This window comes from Bacillus sp. MUM 116 (assembly GCF_001866655.1).
Taxonomy (GTDB): Bacteria; Bacillota; Bacilli; order Bacillales; family Cytobacillaceae; genus Neobacillus.
On the sequence record NZ_MLYR01000131.1, the window covers coordinates 1 to 17,774 of the forward strand.

15 protein-coding genes and 1 pseudogene are annotated in these 17,774 nt (G+C 39.0%); 1 reads left to right on the forward strand and 15 read right to left on the reverse strand.

Features of this window, described 5'->3' with window-relative positions; translation table 11 throughout:
* Positions 1-139: 139 nt before the first annotated feature.
* The 11 genes and pseudogenes from BIV60_RS25270 to BIV60_RS25315 form a co-directional block, all read right to left on the reverse strand.
* Entirely contained in the window at positions 140-739 is a 600-nt protein-coding gene (locus BIV60_RS25270) for a response regulator transcription factor (protein WP_071358467.1), read from the reverse strand.
* 1 nt (position 740) lies between these two features.
* On the reverse strand, positions 741-1,874 hold the full coding sequence (locus tag BIV60_RS25275; protein WP_071358468.1) for a sensor histidine kinase: 1,134 nt from the start codon (positions 1,872-1,874) through the stop codon (positions 741-743).
* 65 nt (positions 1,875-1,939) lie between these two features.
* Positions 1,940-2,959 carry a Delta(5) desaturase DesA gene (gene desA, locus BIV60_RS25280; RefSeq protein WP_071358494.1) on the reverse strand — a complete coding sequence of 340 codons (1,020 nt, stop codon included), beginning with the start codon at positions 2,957-2,959 and terminating at the stop codon, positions 1,940-1,942.
* A gap of 189 nt (positions 2,960-3,148) precedes the next feature.
* Entirely contained in the window at positions 3,149-3,649 is a 501-nt protein-coding gene (locus BIV60_RS31095; RefSeq protein WP_371261594.1) for a CBO0543 family protein, read from the reverse strand.
* A gap of 649 nt (positions 3,650-4,298) precedes the next feature.
* Positions 4,299-5,051, reverse strand: a pseudogene (locus tag BIV60_RS25285) (SH3 domain-containing protein); the annotation flags it as partial.
* 468 nt (positions 5,052-5,519) lie between these two features.
* On the reverse strand, positions 5,520-6,932 hold the full coding sequence (locus BIV60_RS25290; protein ID WP_071358495.1) for an amino acid permease: 1,413 nt from the start codon (positions 6,930-6,932) through the stop codon (positions 5,520-5,522).
* A 104-nt stretch (positions 6,933-7,036) separates the two neighbouring features.
* Positions 7,037-8,305, reverse strand: a complete 1,269-nt coding sequence (locus BIV60_RS25295) for a peptidase (protein WP_071358470.1) — start codon at positions 8,303-8,305, stop codon at positions 7,037-7,039.
* Positions 8,306-8,327: 22 nt separating this feature from the next.
* Positions 8,328-9,509 (reverse strand): thiolase family protein, encoded by a 1,182-nt coding sequence (locus tag BIV60_RS25300; protein ID WP_071358471.1) that lies wholly within the window; start codon positions 9,507-9,509, stop codon positions 8,328-8,330.
* Between the two features lie 12 nt (positions 9,510-9,521).
* On the reverse strand, positions 9,522-10,178 hold the full coding sequence (locus BIV60_RS25305) for a 3-oxoacid CoA-transferase subunit B (RefSeq protein ID WP_071358472.1): 657 nt from the start codon (positions 10,176-10,178) through the stop codon (positions 9,522-9,524).
* Positions 10,163-10,858 carry a CoA transferase subunit A gene (locus BIV60_RS25310; protein WP_071358473.1) on the reverse strand — a complete coding sequence of 232 codons (696 nt, stop codon included), beginning with the start codon at positions 10,856-10,858 and terminating at the stop codon, positions 10,163-10,165. Before BIV60_RS25310 ends, BIV60_RS25305 begins: the two co-directional genes overlap by 16 nt.
* Positions 10,842-12,206, reverse strand: coding sequence for an aspartate aminotransferase family protein (locus BIV60_RS25315; protein ID WP_071358474.1), 1,365 nt, complete (start codon positions 12,204-12,206; stop codon positions 10,842-10,844). The genes BIV60_RS25310 and BIV60_RS25315 overlap by 17 nt, the downstream gene beginning before the upstream one ends.
* A 188-nt stretch (positions 12,207-12,394) precedes the next feature.
* On the opposite strand from BIV60_RS25315, the gene BIV60_RS25320 reads away from it, so the two are divergent.
* On the forward strand, positions 12,395-13,561 hold the full coding sequence (locus BIV60_RS25320) for a PucR family transcriptional regulator (RefSeq protein ID WP_071358475.1): 1,167 nt from the start codon (positions 12,395-12,397) through the stop codon (positions 13,559-13,561).
* A gap of 328 nt (positions 13,562-13,889) precedes the next feature.
* Here the strand turns inward: BIV60_RS25320 and BIV60_RS25330 are convergent, their stop codons facing one another.
* The 4 genes from BIV60_RS25330 to BIV60_RS25345 form a co-directional block, all read right to left on the reverse strand.
* On the reverse strand, positions 13,890-15,080 hold the full coding sequence (locus BIV60_RS25330; protein ID WP_141770554.1) for an aminotransferase-like domain-containing protein: 1,191 nt from the start codon (positions 15,078-15,080) through the stop codon (positions 13,890-13,892).
* 138 nt (positions 15,081-15,218) lie between these two features.
* On the reverse strand, positions 15,219-15,527 hold the full coding sequence (locus BIV60_RS25335; RefSeq protein ID WP_071358478.1) for a hypothetical protein: 309 nt from the start codon (positions 15,525-15,527) through the stop codon (positions 15,219-15,221).
* 351 nt (positions 15,528-15,878) lie between these two features.
* Complete coding sequence (locus BIV60_RS25340) at positions 15,879-17,051, reverse strand: aminotransferase A (protein WP_071358479.1); 1,173 nt, start codon at positions 17,049-17,051, stop codon at positions 15,879-15,881.
* Positions 17,052-17,091: 40 nt separating this feature from the next.
* Entirely contained in the window at positions 17,092-17,760 is a 669-nt protein-coding gene (locus BIV60_RS25345; RefSeq protein ID WP_071358480.1) for an RraA family protein, read from the reverse strand.
* Positions 17,761-17,774: the final 14 nt, after the last annotated feature.

The following is a 17,774-nucleotide window of genomic DNA, read 5'->3' on the forward strand; positions in this document are numbered from 1 at the left end:
GGTTGTTCTTTAACCTTTTGGACGGATTGACTTGTGACCTCGAGGGGCTAGGCGCCGTAACTGGACCAATCTCGGGAGCAATTTATTAATTCTTATAGTATAAATAAATCCTGCATCTCTTTTGAGAGATGCAGGATTTTCATTTAAACCATCCTTTTTCCTTGGACTGGGTAATGGCTTCAATTCGATTTTTTACCTCCAACTTATCCAAAATAATCGAAATGTAATTTCGCACTGTTCCCGTTTTAATACTAAGCTCTTCGGCAATTTCTTTCGTATTTTTACCATCTGCCACCAGTTCCAGCACTTCTTTTTCCCGATCAGTCAGAGGGTTTTCCTCCCCATACACATCATCCATGAGCTCAGGTGCATAGATTCGTTTTCCGGCCATCACACTGCGGATGGAACCCGCTAGTTCTTCACTTGGACTATCCTTCAATAAATAGCCGCTCACCCCTGCTTTTAATGCGCGTTGAAAATAACCTGACCTGGCAAAGGTTGTTAAAATGATGACTTTACAGCCGCAGCCCTTGAGTTCTTCAGCCGCTTCCAGTCCGCTCTTACCGGGCATTTCAATATCCATAATACAAACATCCGGTTCAAGCTTTTTGACAAGTGCAACAGCTTCTGCACCATTAGAGGCTTTCCCAACAACCTCCATATCCTCTTCCAGATTGAGAAGGGATCCAAAAGCCCCTAACAGCATTTTCTGATCTTCCGCAATGACAATTGAAATCATTTTATATCCTCACCTTCTCTTTCGGCGTAACATCATTCGGAACTCGTATGACTAATGTTGTTCCTGCTTCTGTTAAAAGTTCCAGGCTTCCATTAATAAATTCGAGCCGTTCCTTCATTCCAAGCAACCCGTGACCTTCATATTGAAATTTTTCCTCACGATTAAAGGTCCCATCATCACTAATTTTCATTAAAAGCCCTTTCCATGATTGCTCAATGGTCAGAGTGCAGGAACTTGCACCACTATGTTTAACCACATTATTTACAGCCTCTTTCAGACACATACTCAATATATTCTCCGTCAACAGAGAAACATTCGCCAATTCAAGTTCTTCATCGCAAATAAATTGTATTTGTGCAGCAGAAAGGATTTGTTTTACCCTTTGGATTTCATCCTTCAACCGGATACCACGCATGGAGGATACCATTTTACGTACCTCACTTAATGCAGTTCTTGCTGTCTGCTGAACATCCTTTAATTCATTTCGTGCCTGCTCCGGGTCTTTGGTAATTAATTTTCGAGCTAAATCACTCTTCAGACCAATAAGGGATAGTTTTTGCCCCAATGTATCGTGGAGGTCGCGGGCAATCCGCTGCCGTTCTTCCATCTTAACCAATTCGGAAATTCTTTTATTGGCATCCTCCAGTTTTTCCTCAAGCTGGCCGCGCTCTTTTCGGTTATAAATACTAAATGGCAGAAGAATGACACTTATCCAAATGATGATGACAAAGGGCAATTGCTGCAAAAACAACCTTTCGTGGACAACGATGTTGTAATTAATTGATGCCGATGTACAAAACAGATGGATAAAATAAAGAATAAGAAAAGGCACCCGATCTTTTATATTTCCAATAAAATAAGCCAGGAAGAAAGCGAAGTATACATAGCTGAAAAGACTGGTTGAGGTAATCGATATTCCGATTAAAATTAATGTCCAAAGATAAACCGGCCATCCTCTCGAACTGAAAGCAATCCGATAAAAAATAAAAAACAAAATCGTGAGCAAAATTCCTATAATGATTTTAATAACGGATGATTGCTGGAAAATAAAGTAAAATGGTAAAATACAAAGAACAGTCCATATATAAGGTGAAATTCCATTATTTTTCTGGAAGGACATATACTTTTTTAACATTGTAAAAAACCTCATTACTAAAAATGAAGGACAAGAACGTATTGGTCCTTATCCTTCATAATCTATTATATTTCTTTAACACTTTTCATTTTAACCGAATACCGCAAATCTTTAAAGCCAACAAACTTTTTAGCCGTCTCATCCCAAAGGTGGAATTTAAGTGATGATAGACTGGTCAAAAAGCTAATCGTCGGTACATTTTGGAGGGGTTCTGTTTGGTTATGTACCGTTTCAAGCTTATAATTCGGTACCCTTGGACTTAAATGATGAACATGGTGGTAGCCAATATTTCCCGTCACCCACTGTAACACTTTTGGAAGTTTATAAAAGGAACTCCCCTCAACAGCCGCTTTTATATATTCCCAGTCTACATCTTCCTCAAAATAAGAGTCTTCAAACGTATGCTGTACGTAAAATAACCAAATTCCTGCAATGCCGGAAATCATAAAAATCGGTCCTTGAACCAATAAAAAATTCTCCCAGCCAATTCCCCAGCAAAGCAAGGCGGCCAATCCGGCAATCGCTATATTTGTGATATAAGTATTAATTCTTTCCTTCATTCTCGCATCTTTTCGATTGAAACGATTTTTTAAAAGAAATACATAGATTGGACCGAAGCCAAACATGACGATTGGATTTCGATAAAAACGGTAGGCTGCACGTGTCCAAAACGAAGAGGCTAGGTATTCCTCAACTGTGAGCATCCAAATATCACCCGTTCCCCGTTTATCCAAATTACTGCTGGTAGCATGGTGAACGGAATGCTCATGCTGCCATTGACTGTAAGGATGAAGAGTTAGAATACCTGTAATCGTACCAAGAATTTTATTGACCTTACGGCTTTTAAAAAATGAATGGTGGCAGCAATCATGAAAAATGATGAAAACCCTTACTAAAAATCCTGCAGCGATGACAGAAAATAATAAGGTGAGAATATAAGAAATGGATAAGCTTTTATAGGCAAAGAACCATAAAAGGAAAAATGGTACGAGCGTATTAATTAATTGGAAAACACTTGACTGTACATTTGCATTTTCAAAAGGAGCAACCTGCTTGCGCAAAGTTCTTTGGTTTTGTTCAATCATGTTTTTGATTCCCTTCTTCATCGTCTTACCACTCATTTTAAAGAAGAAAATCTGCCCCTTGTAGTCATACCTGTCATGTCCCACACATGACAAATGTCATGTTCCGTCAAAAAGTGACAATAAAAGGTGACAGGCACCATTCGTGGACTTTTCTGCAGTTTTGTCCTTGTTGAGTGGACAAAACTGTTTTTATATATATTTAAACCAAAGCAGGTAGAAAAAAGCCCAAAAGATGCTCATAATTAGTGCCCGTTTATAATATAAAAAGTGGAGTCTTAGTGTTGTGAACATAACTACATTAAAAAACAATGACCACCAGATGTTCCAGCCGTGATAATGATCAATGGCATTAAAATAGCGCCCGCCAATCCATTCAACCATTGTAAAGATGAATACCCATTTTGCTATGTGAAATATTCTTTTCTTAGGAGTATCAGGATAGTTGGATAGGTAAATCAAGGTTGCCGGTACAACCATTAAAAACAGGTATATATGGTCTGCACATATTTCTGGAATATTTCCAATCCGTTTTAATTCCCATAGATGAAATTTAGTATGAGCGATATATTCATATGTAAGATTACCAACTACAATATAAAGTAATGTTGGGTAGCACCTATCAAAATTCCTCCATGCTTTTTTACGGAATAATACCGTAAAGGCCCAAATAATAATCGCTAATTGATATATATTTCCTCACTCCTATAGCTCTTTTGATTCCTTTAATATAATTACCATTTTATTTCCAAATTAATTTCATCTTAAAAAATTTTTTTCGAACCATAATACCCCATGGAAAAGGGATGCCCAAACTTTGTTTGGGCATCCCTTTCACGTCTGTTCTGCTACCTATTTACTTGAACTTCCCTCTCTGCCTTTTTAAACATGACTTCCACGTTAGAAGGAATTACTGAAGGGATACTAAAGTCATTTGTTGACCCCTTTTTCCTTTAAGGATTAGCGTTACCTGTTCTCCTATTAGTTCAACTAATGTATTGGACATGCTGCCTGACGCTTTTGCAGTATAAGTTCTGCCATCAGGAGTGATAAAGCGGAAAATCCCTTGAGAGTTTATCCCTCCTATTTGAGCTGTTACTTTTATATAATTTGTATCAGCTTCAGTGGCATCAGGGATTTTGATTTTTTGCCCAATTCGTAACTTAAAAGAATCTTCTGTTGGATTAAGTTCTTGAAGAACTGCAACGGAGATACCTAATGATTTACCAATTTTTGTGAAGGTATCCCCCTTCCTAATCACATAAAAAGATGAACTTGTATTTGTGATGCTAACTTTAGTTGTTTCATTTTTTGTTGGATCTGTATCAGTTAAAAATGTTTCACTTACAAACGCTTTTTTGCCATTAAAATGAATCTGAGCCCACCCATTAGAAGTTGTTTCAACAGACACACGGTCGTTAAGTTTTAGTGACCCTAATATAGCACTGTTTGTGGAAGCTGCTTCACGAACTCTTAACGATGTTGCTGTTACATACATTACTTTTGTATTGGATACAACTGTTCCAGGGTTTTGGTTTGTTGATGATGGAGCAGTTAATTTTTTTGTTAGATAGTCAGCACTCACAAAACAAACTTTTCCATTAATAAGAATACCAGCCCATCCGTTTTCTTCGAATGAAACCTTAACGACATCCCCTTTTCTTAATTTTCCCTGAATACGACTTTCAGGGTTAGGCTGCGACCGAATATTTAGTCCTGTGGTAGTAACAGTTCTGTCGTACACTTTTGGTAAAAGAATTTTTTTACCTTCAATGGATGTTACTCCATTTGCATCTAATATTTCTTGTGATGTGACACCATGTTCCGCGGCGATTTTTTCAATTTTTTCACCGTTTTTAACCTGGTAAGTATATTCCTTAATAAATGCTGCGTTCGCATTACTTCCTAAAAATCCAAGAGCAATGGTAAAAATGCCAGTCACTATAGTTTTTTTTACTGGGTTTGTTTGAATCCATTTGTGAACCTGTGAAACATATGTATCCCAATGATTACGAATATCTTTTAGGAACTCTTTGATATCTAATACATTTCGAATATTAAAATAATTATCCTTGTAATATTCGCGTTTTTCCATCCTTGAGGTGAAAACTGGCCCATTTTTATTTTGGCTGCTTTTTCTGTGAGTATCTTTCCTGCTTAGCTCTAATTTTCCATTTGCAAGTAATTCTTTCGTCGTACTAATCAATTTCTCTTAACTCCCCCATTATAGTGTTAAGTAATACATTCATGATCAATTTCAGTTGTCTTTAAATAAAATAAAGAAAAATTGCCGGGCATGATTATACCCTTGTATTACTCTTCATATTCACGGGCATACGTTCATGGTTTTCACTTAAATCTTTCTATTAATTAAATGTCAGCCAATACAATATATCCCCATATGTAATATTCGTAAGTCAATATAGGTTTCTGTCCATAATTGTCATAAAAAGTCGAAAATTGTTTATACTGGATAAATTACCAGTTCAAAATTTAAACAATTAAAAAAGACATAAGCTTTGAATGCTTATGTCTTTTTATTTGGATATTTTTAGTTGACTGACTATTGAACTTTGGATTCTGAAATGCCCATATTGTTCTCTTTCTTTTTTTGTACAAAAATTAAATAAATTAGATGAAAGGCGATAGCCACGGGAACTCCAATATAAACGGTCATCTTCGTGCCTTCATCAAATGCCAAACTGATTAGTACAATTAAATTAAAACTAAATGCCAGAATTGGAACTAACGGATAAAGAGGTGTTCGAAAACCTAAGCTGCTTACCTTTCCACCTTCAGCGATATAACGTTTACGAAAAAAATATTGGGAGGCTGCAATACTCATCCAAGCTAACATAGACGCCATACCTGCTACAGAAAGAATCCATGTATAAATCGTTTCTGCTGCAACTTTGGAAACAATAATCGAAATACATGAGATACCCATACTTGTGCATAAAGCAAGTAATGGAACACCCTTTTTCGATAATTTTTGAAAGGATTTTGGAGCCATTTTAGAATTTGATAGCGAGTATAGCATTCTAGTTGTTGTATAAAGGCCTGAATTAGCTACAGATAGAAGTGATGTAATAATGACGAAGTTCATAATATCAGCCGCATAAGGAACCCCAATCATATCCATAGCCGAAACAAATGGACTTGCATCTGGTTTAATTTCCTTCCAAGGTACAATGGAAACGACAATAATCATCGATAAAACAAAAAATAAGATAATCCGATATGCAGTTTGATTAATTGCTTTTGGTATCGTTTTTTCAGGAGACTCACTTTCTCCAGCAGCAATGCCTACTAGTTCAGTACCTCCTAAAGAATAATTTACGGCCATCATCGCTACAATTACAGCCAATACTCCATGTGGGAAGAATCCAAATTCAGTTAAATGTTTAAAAAGAGGGCCGGTTGTTTCTCCTTTAATAGGCACGAAACCAAATATCGCTGCGCCGCCAATTAAAATGAATAGGACAATCGTAATAACTTTAATACTAGCAAACCAAAACTCGGTTTCTGCAAAGCTACGCGCTGAGAGAGCATTTACAGAAAATAATAAAATTCCAGCAATTAATGACCAAAGCCATGGTGATATCCCAGGAAACCATCTTTGCATGAGAAAACCAATGGAAACAATCTCGTAGGCAACAGTGGAAGACCAGCCAATCCAGTAGATCCACCCAACTGTAAAACCGGTAGATGGATGAATATATTTAGCGGTATACGTCTGGAAGGAACCAGCTACCGGCATAGCAACAGTAAGCTCCCCTAAACACAGCATAACTAAATACATAATTAATCCACCCAGCATATAGGCAAGTACTGCACCTACGGGACCTGATTGACTAATAGTAAAGCCTGAAGCGTTAAAAAATCCTGCACCAATTACACCACCTAAAGCAATCATAAATAGGTGCCGACTTTTCATTACCCTCTTTAAACCTTGCTGTGTACTTTTCTCTGCCATGTATAACCCAACTTTCATAATAGATTAGACTCTAAGAAGCCAAACCATTTTCTTAAGGGTTTCAATAAACGCATTTTCCTACCCCTATATAATCAACCAAACAATCAATTCTGATGATTGCACCATTGAAGAAGGGTTTGCGCAATGATTTCTGCTGCTTTAAATACTTTATCCATTTCAATATATTCATTTGGATAATGAGCCATTTCTGTTACACCAGGTCCAAAAACAACTGTTGGGATTTTTCCAATCTCGGTGAGTAATCCTCCGTCCGTCCCCCAAGGCGCTGCTTCAATTACAGGGTCTTCTCCGACTGCCTCGCGGTATTGATGCACCAATGAATTCATCACTTCATGTTCGATATCAATGGAACCAGGAAGCCATTGTGCACCAAACCATTCCAAAACAGCTGGCTGCTCGGCAAACCATGGGTCAATTTCCGCTAGACGGCACAAGCATTCGTTCATCTCCCGCTTAGCATCTTCCATTTTCTCATTTGGGGCTACTCCCATTCTTCCCTCTATTTTAACCAAATCTGGCACAGATGAAGGCCAAGTTCCGCCCGATACAACTCCAATATTGATTGGTATTGGGATCGGCGTCTTTTCATAGAGAGGATCATCAATCTGCTCATTTCGTCTTATTTCTAACGCTTTTATTTGATTAACCACCAGCATGGTTTTTTCAAGCGCACTTACTCCTTCATAACGGGTTCCACCGTGTGCAGAACGGCCTTTTACATAGATTCGAAACCACATTGATCCTTGCTGTTTTGGAAAAATGCGCATATTGGTAGGTTCCGTAATCAATGCAGCGTCCGCTTTATACCCTTTAAGGAGCGTGGACAAGGTTCCTGCCCCGCCGCTTTCTTCTTCTACAACACTTTGAAAAATGACATCGCCTTTGAGTTTAATATTTAATTGTTGGATGGCTTCCATCGCTAGGAGAAAGGAAACTAGACCTCCTTTCATATCCGTAACACCGCGTCCGTACATTTTTCCTTCCTTCACGACACCGCTATAAGGATCATCCGTCCATTGTTCATGGTCACCTTCTGGAACCACATCAATATGACCATTCAAAATAATCGAGCGGCCACCGCCAGTTCCTGCTAAGACTCCGACAACATTTGGACTGCCCGTAAATTGTTCTCTTGGGGAACAAAAATATTCATTCGCTTTTAATTCATTGCCATCCGGTTCCCATACATCTACCTTTAAACCCATTCCGCTTAATTTTTCAGCAATAATGGATTGGGCACCGGCTTCATTGCCAGCAACACTTGGGGCCTGAACAAGGCGCTGTAATAATAAGGTCCCCTCTTCAAAATGATCCTTTAGCCAGGCTTGAATATCTTTTTTAATGGTTTGCATCATTTCACCTCATTATTTGAATTTATAAGCACAGGTTTTCATAGATGACCGACAGCCCCATGCCTCCGGCCATACAAAGTGTTACCATCCCGTACTTAGTCTTGGAGCGTAACATTTCGTGCATTAAAGTCACCGTTAATTTCGCACCTGTAGCACCTACCGGATGACCGAGTGCAATCGCACCGCCATTCACATTTACTTTTTCAGGGTCTAAATTTAATTCTTTTATGACAGCTAATGCTTGGGCAGCAAAAGCCTCATTTAGTTCAATTAGGCCAATTTGATCCAATGTTAAATCCGCTTTTTGCAGTGCCTTTTTTGTAGCAGGGACAGGGCCGATTCCCATCACATTTGCTTCTACCCCGGCACTTGCAAACGCTTTTATTTTTAAGAGCGGTTTGATTCCTCTTTCTTCCGCCTTCTCCTTTGACATCATCAATACTGCTGCTGCCCCATCGTTCATCGGACACGCATTTCCGGCAGTAATGAATCCGTTATTTTTGAAGGCCGGAGGAAGTTTTGCTAATTTTTCTAGTTGAATATCCATCCGAACCGACTCATCTGTTTGAAAAAAATAATTTCCTTTTCGATCTTTAATTTCGAGTGGAATAATTTCTTCCTCGAAATATTTGTTTTCAATCGCTTTTGCTGCCTTTTTATGGCTCTCTATGGCAAATTGATCCTGTTCTTCACGTGAGATTCCGTATATTTCTGCCAAGCGCTCTGCTGTCATTCCCATATGTTCATTTTCCAGAGAACATATAAGTCCATCCGTTAACAAGGCATCTTCCATTTCCAGATTACCAAACTTACTTCCCCAGCGATTTTTTACGAGATAGGGAACTTGACTCATACTTTCGACGCCGCCGGCAATGATCACATCTTCTTGACCAGTTTGAATCGTAAGTGCAGCATTTGTAATTGCCTTCAAACCTGAACCGCACGCTTTAATGACAACACTCCCTGGAACGCTAGCAGGGAATCCAGCTAATTGGGATGAGATTCTTGCCGAGTTTAAACCGCCGCCATGCACATAACCATGGCCAAAAATTACTTCATTCACACCTTCTTTTTCCAAAGACGTTCTTTTCATTAACCCCTCTAACACTTGCCGGCCCATTTCTTTGGCGGGCACATTTTTAAGAGATTTTCCAAATGCTCCAACTGCCGTACGGACACCTGCTACAATGACAGCCTCATTCATTTCCTTCACTCCTTATTCCGCTAACCCAACTGCAACTTTTAATGGTGCATCGGTATGCTTAATAACATCTTCTACGGTATACGGCTCCATGACTTCTTTTAAGACCAAGCCTTGTTCTGTGACCTCCATGACAGCCATTTCTGTAATAATTAAATCAACGCAAGTTCCGGCAGTAAGTGGTAATGTACATTCCTTTAAAATTTTTGAATCCCCATTTTTATTCGTATGATTCATCAGGACAATCACTTTTTTCGATTTTTGGGCGAGGTCCATTGCCCCTCCCATTCCCGGAACCCGCTTTCCGGGAACAATCCAATTCGCCAAATCACCCTTTTCGCTAACTTCAAGCGCACCCAGGATGGTAATATCCAAATAGCCGCGGCGAATCATCCCAAATGCTATGGAACTATCAAAATAGGAAGCTCCTTTAACTAAGGAAACAGGGTAACCTCCAGCATTGCAGAGGTTCGGATCTGAATCTTCCTTTGCCGGAGTTGGACCGGTGCCTAAAATCCCATTTTCTGCATGGAACTGTACAAAAATATCAGAAGGAATATAATCAGCAACCAAAGTTGGAATTCCGATTCCAAGATTTACAAACATTCCATCCTTGATTTCTTGTGCAGCACGTCTAGCAATCCTTTGCCGTACTTCTATTCCCAAACCCATTTCCATGTCACTCCCTTACTTGGTATTACCATATCAACAAAGATTCCCGGTGTTACAATTGCCTCCGGATCAAGCTCTCCGACTGGAACGATTTCATCCACTTCAGCAATCGTAAAATCCCCAGCCATCGCCACGAGCGGATTAAAATTACGCGCACTTTTATCAAAGACAAGGTTTCCAAGAGGATCTGCTTTTAAAGCATGAACAATGGCGACTTCTGCGGTAAGTGCTTTTTCAATCATATAGTCCTTACCGTCCACTGTTACGATTTCTTTTCCTTTCTCGGCAATAGTTCCAAAACCCACATCCGTTAAAATTCCACCCAATCCCATTCCACCTGCGCGGATCCGTTCAGCCAAGGTTCCTTGCGGAGAAAATTCTACTTCCATTTTACCTTCAGTCATTAACTTCCCCGCATTTGGATTCGATCCAATATGGGAAGTAATCAGTTTCTTTACTTTTCCGGCAGTGACTAATCTTCCAATCCCAATATCAGGAAACCCCGTATCATTTCCGATTAAATGTAAATCTTTGCAGCCTTTTTTCAAAATTCCATCCACTAATGATGGCGGGGTGCCAATCCCACCAAATCCTCCGTACATTAAGGTACATCCATCTGAAATATGAGAGAGAGCTTCTTGTAATGTAGCTACCTTTCCTTTTTTAGACAGGGATTGCATCGGTCTTCCCTCCTGTTTGTGTAAGCTCAAATTGCACCTCAGCGATTGCTTCTTCCAAAATTTCCACTACACGATTAATTTCTTCTTTTGTAATTACCAGCGGCGGAGCAATAATAATGGAATCACCTTCGCCATTAATGGCTCCCGCAGCCGGATATACGATTAATCCTTTTTTGAATGCTCGCTCAATGATGCGGCCCGTTACATTTAATTGAGATGGGAAAGATGTTTTTTTGTCCCGGTCTGAAACAAATTCCATCCCTAATAACAGCCCTTTTCCTCTTACATCCCCAATCATTTCATAGGTGCTATATAAGTTTTTTAATTTTTCATAGAGATACTGGCCTTGTTCTTCTGCTTTTTGAACAAGTTGATGTTTCTCAACATATTCCAATACTTTTAAAGAAACAGCTGCTGATTGCGGATTCGCACTATACGTATGGCCGCCTAAAACCACCTTGGATCCGTTTAAAATAGGATCCATGACCCGGTCACTGACAATAGTAGCTGCGATTGGAGTATAGCCTGCACTCATTCCTTTTCCGAGAGTAATCAGATCCGGAATCGCATTCCAATGCTCCATCGCAAACATCTTTCCAGTTCGGCCAATACCGGTCATGACTTCATCGGCAATAAATAAAATATTATATTGATCGCAAATTTCTCTAATCCGCTCATAATATCCCGGTGGAGGTGTGATTGCACCGCCTGAAGCACCAACAATTGGCTCTGCAATAAAGGCTGCAACCGTTTCTGCTCCAAAGCGTTGAAGGGCTGTCTCAAGCTCATTTGCACAAGTAACGCCCCATTCTTCTTCCGTTACACCATCCGGACGGCGATACGTATAAGGAGCAGATATAGTTGGATAATCAGCCAATAATGAATTAAATCCGCGTCTTCTTAATACATGGCCTGACATGGATAGAGCTCCAATGGTAATCCCGTGGTAACCAATCCATCTGGAGATAATACGTTTCTTTTGCGGCAACCCTTTTTCATTCCAATGTTGGATGGCAATTTTCATTGCCGTTTCGGTCGCTTCAGAACCGCTATTAACAAAAAATGACCAGTTCAGATCTCCAGGAGCTAAATCGCTCAATTTTTTCGCTAATTTTTCAGCGGGTTCACTTGTAAATTGGCCGCGATAAGAAAAAGAAATTTTTTGTGCCTGGTCATACATGGCATCAATCACCTCTTGTACACCATGTCCAATGCTTGCCGTTACGGCTCCTGAAGCACCATCGATATATTTATTACCTTCTGTATCATAGATATAAATTCCCTTTCCATGTGAAGCAGCAGGATATTTTACACCTAATACTGGTTTAATTAAATAATCACGTTCCATTGCCTATGTCTCCTCTCTTCAGAGCAAATTCTATATATTAAAAACCTTAAAATTATTTTTCTACTGTAATTAAAATAGTAAGTTTTTTTCTAAAGATTCACAATTCGACAAAAAGATGAAATAATAGAGTTGGATTTATACACCATGTATAATAAAACACCAAAAAATATAACAGAGGACTGATTTCTTTGGCGATTCGCATCCATGAAGCTTTACAGCTTCCAATCATGAAACAAACCAATTTGATTGCTGGTAAAAACGGGCTCCAAAATTGGATTAAATGGGTAACGATTGTGGAGGTAATTGAGGATATCAATCGTCTTCAAGAGGGAGAATTCCTGATTACGACCGGATTTGGCTTGGGAGAAAATGAAGAAAAACAAGCGGAATTCAAAAGGCTGTTATCCATAGGGAAACTTTCCGGAGTGGCGTTATATACCGGAGTATATCTGAAAGAAATTCCGCCATCCTTTATTGCGATTGCCGACCAATATGCCCTGCCATTAATTGAGATTCCCTCAAACATTAATTTTTCGATGATTACAAAAGAGTTGCTTGAGCAAATTATCAATAAACAAAGCCAAACATTCGAACAGAGTAATTTTCTTGAGGCTCTCTTAAACCAGCCTATCCTGAATAAAGCAGATCTCATCGAACGCGGAAAGAAATTTGGAGTGGATTTTACAAAACCGCAAACAATTTTTTCAGTGCATTTCCCTGCTTTAATCGATGAAAATAGCAAAGAATCGATCGCCGAAGCAATCCAATCGGTTTTAAAAAATAAGAAACGGCCCTTTTTAACGCGCACCAAATCGGAAAGTGTACTTGTTTTACTGGAGGAAGGCAACGGGGGAATAATTGCGGAGATCTCAAAAGAAGTTTTACAGAGCATAAAAGCTGCTGCCGGGCCGGTTGCGTTTTCAATTGGAATCGGAAAAACTGTCACCCGTCTTGATATGCTTGTGGAAAGTGCCAAACAAGCCGAACAAGCTGCTCATCTTTCGCAACTATTCTTTAAACCCCGGCCAATCATTCATTATGATGATTTAAGCTTGTATCAATTGCTTCTTGATATGAAAAATTCCGGAGTGGATTTAGCAGAATTTTACAATAGACATCTCAGCAGCTTACTGGAGTCTCAAGGGGTTGATTTTATCACCACGCTTGAAGCGTATTTGCATTATAATCAAAATATTAAATATACGGCAGATGAATTATATATTCACCGGCATACGTTAAAATACAGATTGGGACAGATTGAAAAAAAGACAGGGGCTAATCTAAGTTCTTTTGAAGATTGTACGAAATTGTATTTGGCGGTTATCGCTTATAAATTGTCAAAGTATATTATTTGATTTTGAAAAAAACACAACAGAAGCCACCCTGAAGGATGGCTTTTGTCAATGCAAAACTATTTTACTTTTAGTTGTGGAGCTGTGCCGATACTGACAATTTTTAAACTCCCAATCTTCTTTCGGCCGGACTAAAAAGTACATTTGATTTTTGCCATTTTTTAAAGGGCCCCTATAATCTTTGGATAGTTTGACATCAATATTTACCGCAAACTCGACTTGAGCAGCACTTTTGCCCACTTCCTTAAGTTTCTTTATTTCAATCTTTTGAATTCCTTTTTTAAACTGCTTAACATCCAAATTTACATTTATAAGCTGTTCCTGTGAGGTGTTATATAGTTTCCTTTAAAAGATATCCCAATTTTTTTATTCCCTTAACAATATCTTTTTTATTAGCATAACTAAAAGAAAGACGTAGAAACTCAGTTCCATCTTTTTGATTTAAGAAAAAGTGTTTACCAGGAATAAACGATACTCCTTCAGATAGAGCTCGATTTAATAAAAGGGAGGTATCGACGCTTGGAATTTTGACCCATACAAAGTAACCGCCCTTCGGTACAATCCAGGAAACAGATTCCGGAAGGAACTGTTCTAATGCAGAAACCATGACATCACGTTTATTATGGTAGGTATCTCTTAATAGTTGAAACCGTTCCTTTTCATTTGTTTTTTCTAAGAAAACAGCCATTGTGGCCTGAGCAAATGGATGATCCAGGTCTTTTTTAAACCATGCAAAAGCAGAAATTAATTCACTTGCTCCTGCTATCCATCCTATCCGCAATCCGGGAGCAACTATTTTTGATAGAGAACCAACATGAATAACCAGCCCTTCCTTATCCATTGCTTTTAGGGGTAATGGACTCTCATCAAAGCCCAATTCTCCGTATGCATCATCCTCTAAAATAAGAAAGTTATAATTGGCAGCAAGCTCCAATACGTGTTTCCGACGCTCCGCAGACATGGTTGTCCCAGTAGGATTTTGAAAAGTTAGAATGGTATATAGAAAACGAGGAAGGGCAAGCCCTTTACGTCTCCTTTCCTCTAATAGTTTTTCTAATTGTTCTGTTTGAAGTCCGTGTTCATCTACTGGAATACTAATAATATTATGAGTATAATTTTTAAATATTTCTAAAGCCTCCATATAGGTAGGAGACTCAACAACAATAAATGTTTCATCATCAATCAAAACTCGAGCAATCAGATCGATAGCCTGACAAGCACCAGATGTAATCAGTAGTTCTTCTTTTGATACATGAATCCCACGCTCCGCCAATCTTTTTTGAATTTTTTCCGTTAATTTTACAATCTTTGGGCTTCCCAGATAATGAAGAGGTAAATCATGTTCCTCTTCAAGAAGGCCCGCAACAGCTTCCCTTAGTTGCTCAACAGGAACAAGTGCCGGTTCTGGATAGCCAGAACTAAGTCGTATACAATTATCAGGCATAACTGGCGCCCATAAACCTGGCGGGTCATTCTTTAAAGCGGCTTTAATATTTTCAGAAAAAAAAGATTCAACCTTCACTTCTACCATGCACCTTTCCTGTCAATCTTCTTAGTTTGGAATATTAAATAAAAACAAATGTTTCTTGTAAGGGTGTTTATAATGACCAAGTACCATCAAATAAGTTTGATTTCTTTTCAAAAACAGTTTTCTACTTCACTAGTGATAAAAACGCTCAAACTTGACACGTTCAAGCACTCCTAATGCTGTTTTCATCAAAAAAAAGAATAGAAATCTCCGACAGGTCCGAGCAGTGAGTTTTTCCACACCCAGTGCATCGTATGCAAGAAAGAGATGACCGGTGAAAGCTGGGTAGCAAACGATGCCGGCGTAATCTTCTTTGGTTGAGTCGAAGCCATGAAGAAATACTATAGGGAAAAGTTCTCTGCCACGATGAATGGCTGCAACATCTAAATCAACGTTCTCTACATTGACTGAAAATAGTGTCCTAACAAATTCTATTTGCATAAACATTATCCTCGTATAGTATATTTAGCCCCTTAATTTCGAGCCTGGGTATTTCATAGTTTTACAAATTCAAGATAATTTTATTGAATTTTCTAAAATTATTCTTCTTGCCTCATTCATCACTAAAATTTTATTGTACTTTTATTTTATTTACAATTTTTTATTTGTAAAATAGTAATAAAAATCCATATATCCGGTATTAAAAGAGCTTAAGAAGACAGAAGAACCTGCCTATCCGAATCCTTTATTAGTAAAAAAAGACCCTTTCCACAGAAGTGAAAAGAGTCTTGAAACATTGATAGATTAACGCTTTACGGGAAGGCTCTTGCTATTTGGAAAAACCGGTTGCCTTCAAGAATCAACTTTGATAGTAGCTTTTGCTAAAAACTGCTCTATCCTGTTTAACCCTTCCTCTAAATTTTCCATCGAACTCGCATAAGAAATTCGAATATATCCCTCTCCATAAGTTGAGAAGGCACTGCCAGGTATGACCGCTACTTTGGCATGATCAATTAATTTTTCAGTAAATTCTTCAGAACTCATCCCTGTATTTTTTATAGAAGGAAATAAGTAAAAGGCTCCTTCCGACCACTTCACATCAAGACCCATTGATTGGATACGGTCAAATACATAATCCCTGCGTTTTTGGTATTCTGCCTTCATCTGGTCAACTTCGTTTAAATCTTCTGCTAATGCTTCTAAAGCAGCATATTGGCTCGAGGAGGTTGCACAAACAGTATTGAACACATGGATCTTCAGCATTTCTTCTATTAGATATTTCGGTGCCAGTGCAAACCCAATCCTCCACCCTGTCATCGCATGGGATTTCGAAAGGCCATTAATCACAATGCTCTTTTCTTTCATCTCTGTAAAAGAGGCAATCGAACAATGTCTCGTTCCATAGGTTAATTCACTATAAATTTCATCGGAGATAATAAAAATCTCCTTATCTCTTAAAAGATCAGCAATCTCCTGCAACTCTTCTTTTTCTAAAATACACCCACAAGGATTGGATGGATAGGGTAGAAGGATACAACGAGTCTTATCCGTTAGTTTTGTTTTGATCATCTCTGCGTTAAGCTTAAAGCCAGTTTCCCTCGTATCGATAAAAATAGGTATGGCACCGCATAATCTTATCAGCGGTTCATATGCCGGATAAATAGGTGCCGGCAAAATCACCTCGCTGCCTTCATCCAATATGGTACGAAATGCAATATCAAGAGCTTCACTTGCACCAATTGTAACAAGAACTTCATTCTCCGGATCATATTTCAACCCATAGCGGCGGTCCACAAAGCTTGCAATTGCTTTTCGCAGTTCAGGTAATCCCGCGTTGGTCGTATAACCGGTCCGTTTTTCCTCCAGTGATCTAATTCCGGCGTTAATCACATTTTCAGGAGTCGGAAAATCCGGTTGGCCAACCGTTAAATTAACGATACTTGAATCGTTTAATACTTTATTATAAATTTTTCGAATCCCTGATTTTTCTATTTGTCTGACATTCTTGTTGATTAGATGAAGCATCTCCCACCATCTCCTTAGTCATTATAGTTTCTTATTCATCCTATTCCAGCATTTCCTCCCATTTCGAATCCCAACGACGCATGAACGTATCCGCTCCTAACACTTTTAAGTCTTGAAGGTTTTGTTCATCCAATTCCTTAGCCGATTTCCCAATCTTTAAATACACTGCAATCTCATCCTGCGGCACGACTAAAAGCCCATCATTACTCCCGACGATCACATCTCCAGGCTGGATGACACATCCAGAAATCGAAACAGGAAAATTGATATCGCCGCCAAGCCCATAGAATTTCGTTGTCAAAGGCGACACTGAATGCGAATACATCTTAAACCCTAAATCTCTTATGGCAATGGTGTCCGTAACGGCTCCATTGACAATTGCGGCTGCGGCCCCTTTTTCCATCGCGATTCTGGTTGTCACTTCCCCCCAGCAAGCATAACGTTCCTCTTCGGATGCATCAATCACGACAACATCGCCGGGCTGGATATATTCTAGTGCCTTACATACTAATAACACATCGTTGGGCGGGATTCGCACCGTTACCGCCGGGCCTGAAAAAGGCGTTTCAATCGGAAATAACGGCTTCATTTTGCTTGCCGTAATGAATTGATAATTAAGCTGGTGGCCGTAGTCACTTGGCGTAATCTCCCCCAATTGTCTTACCAATTCAGGGTCTGGTCTTTTAATGGAAGTATTTATCGTTATCATCTTCACACTGCTCC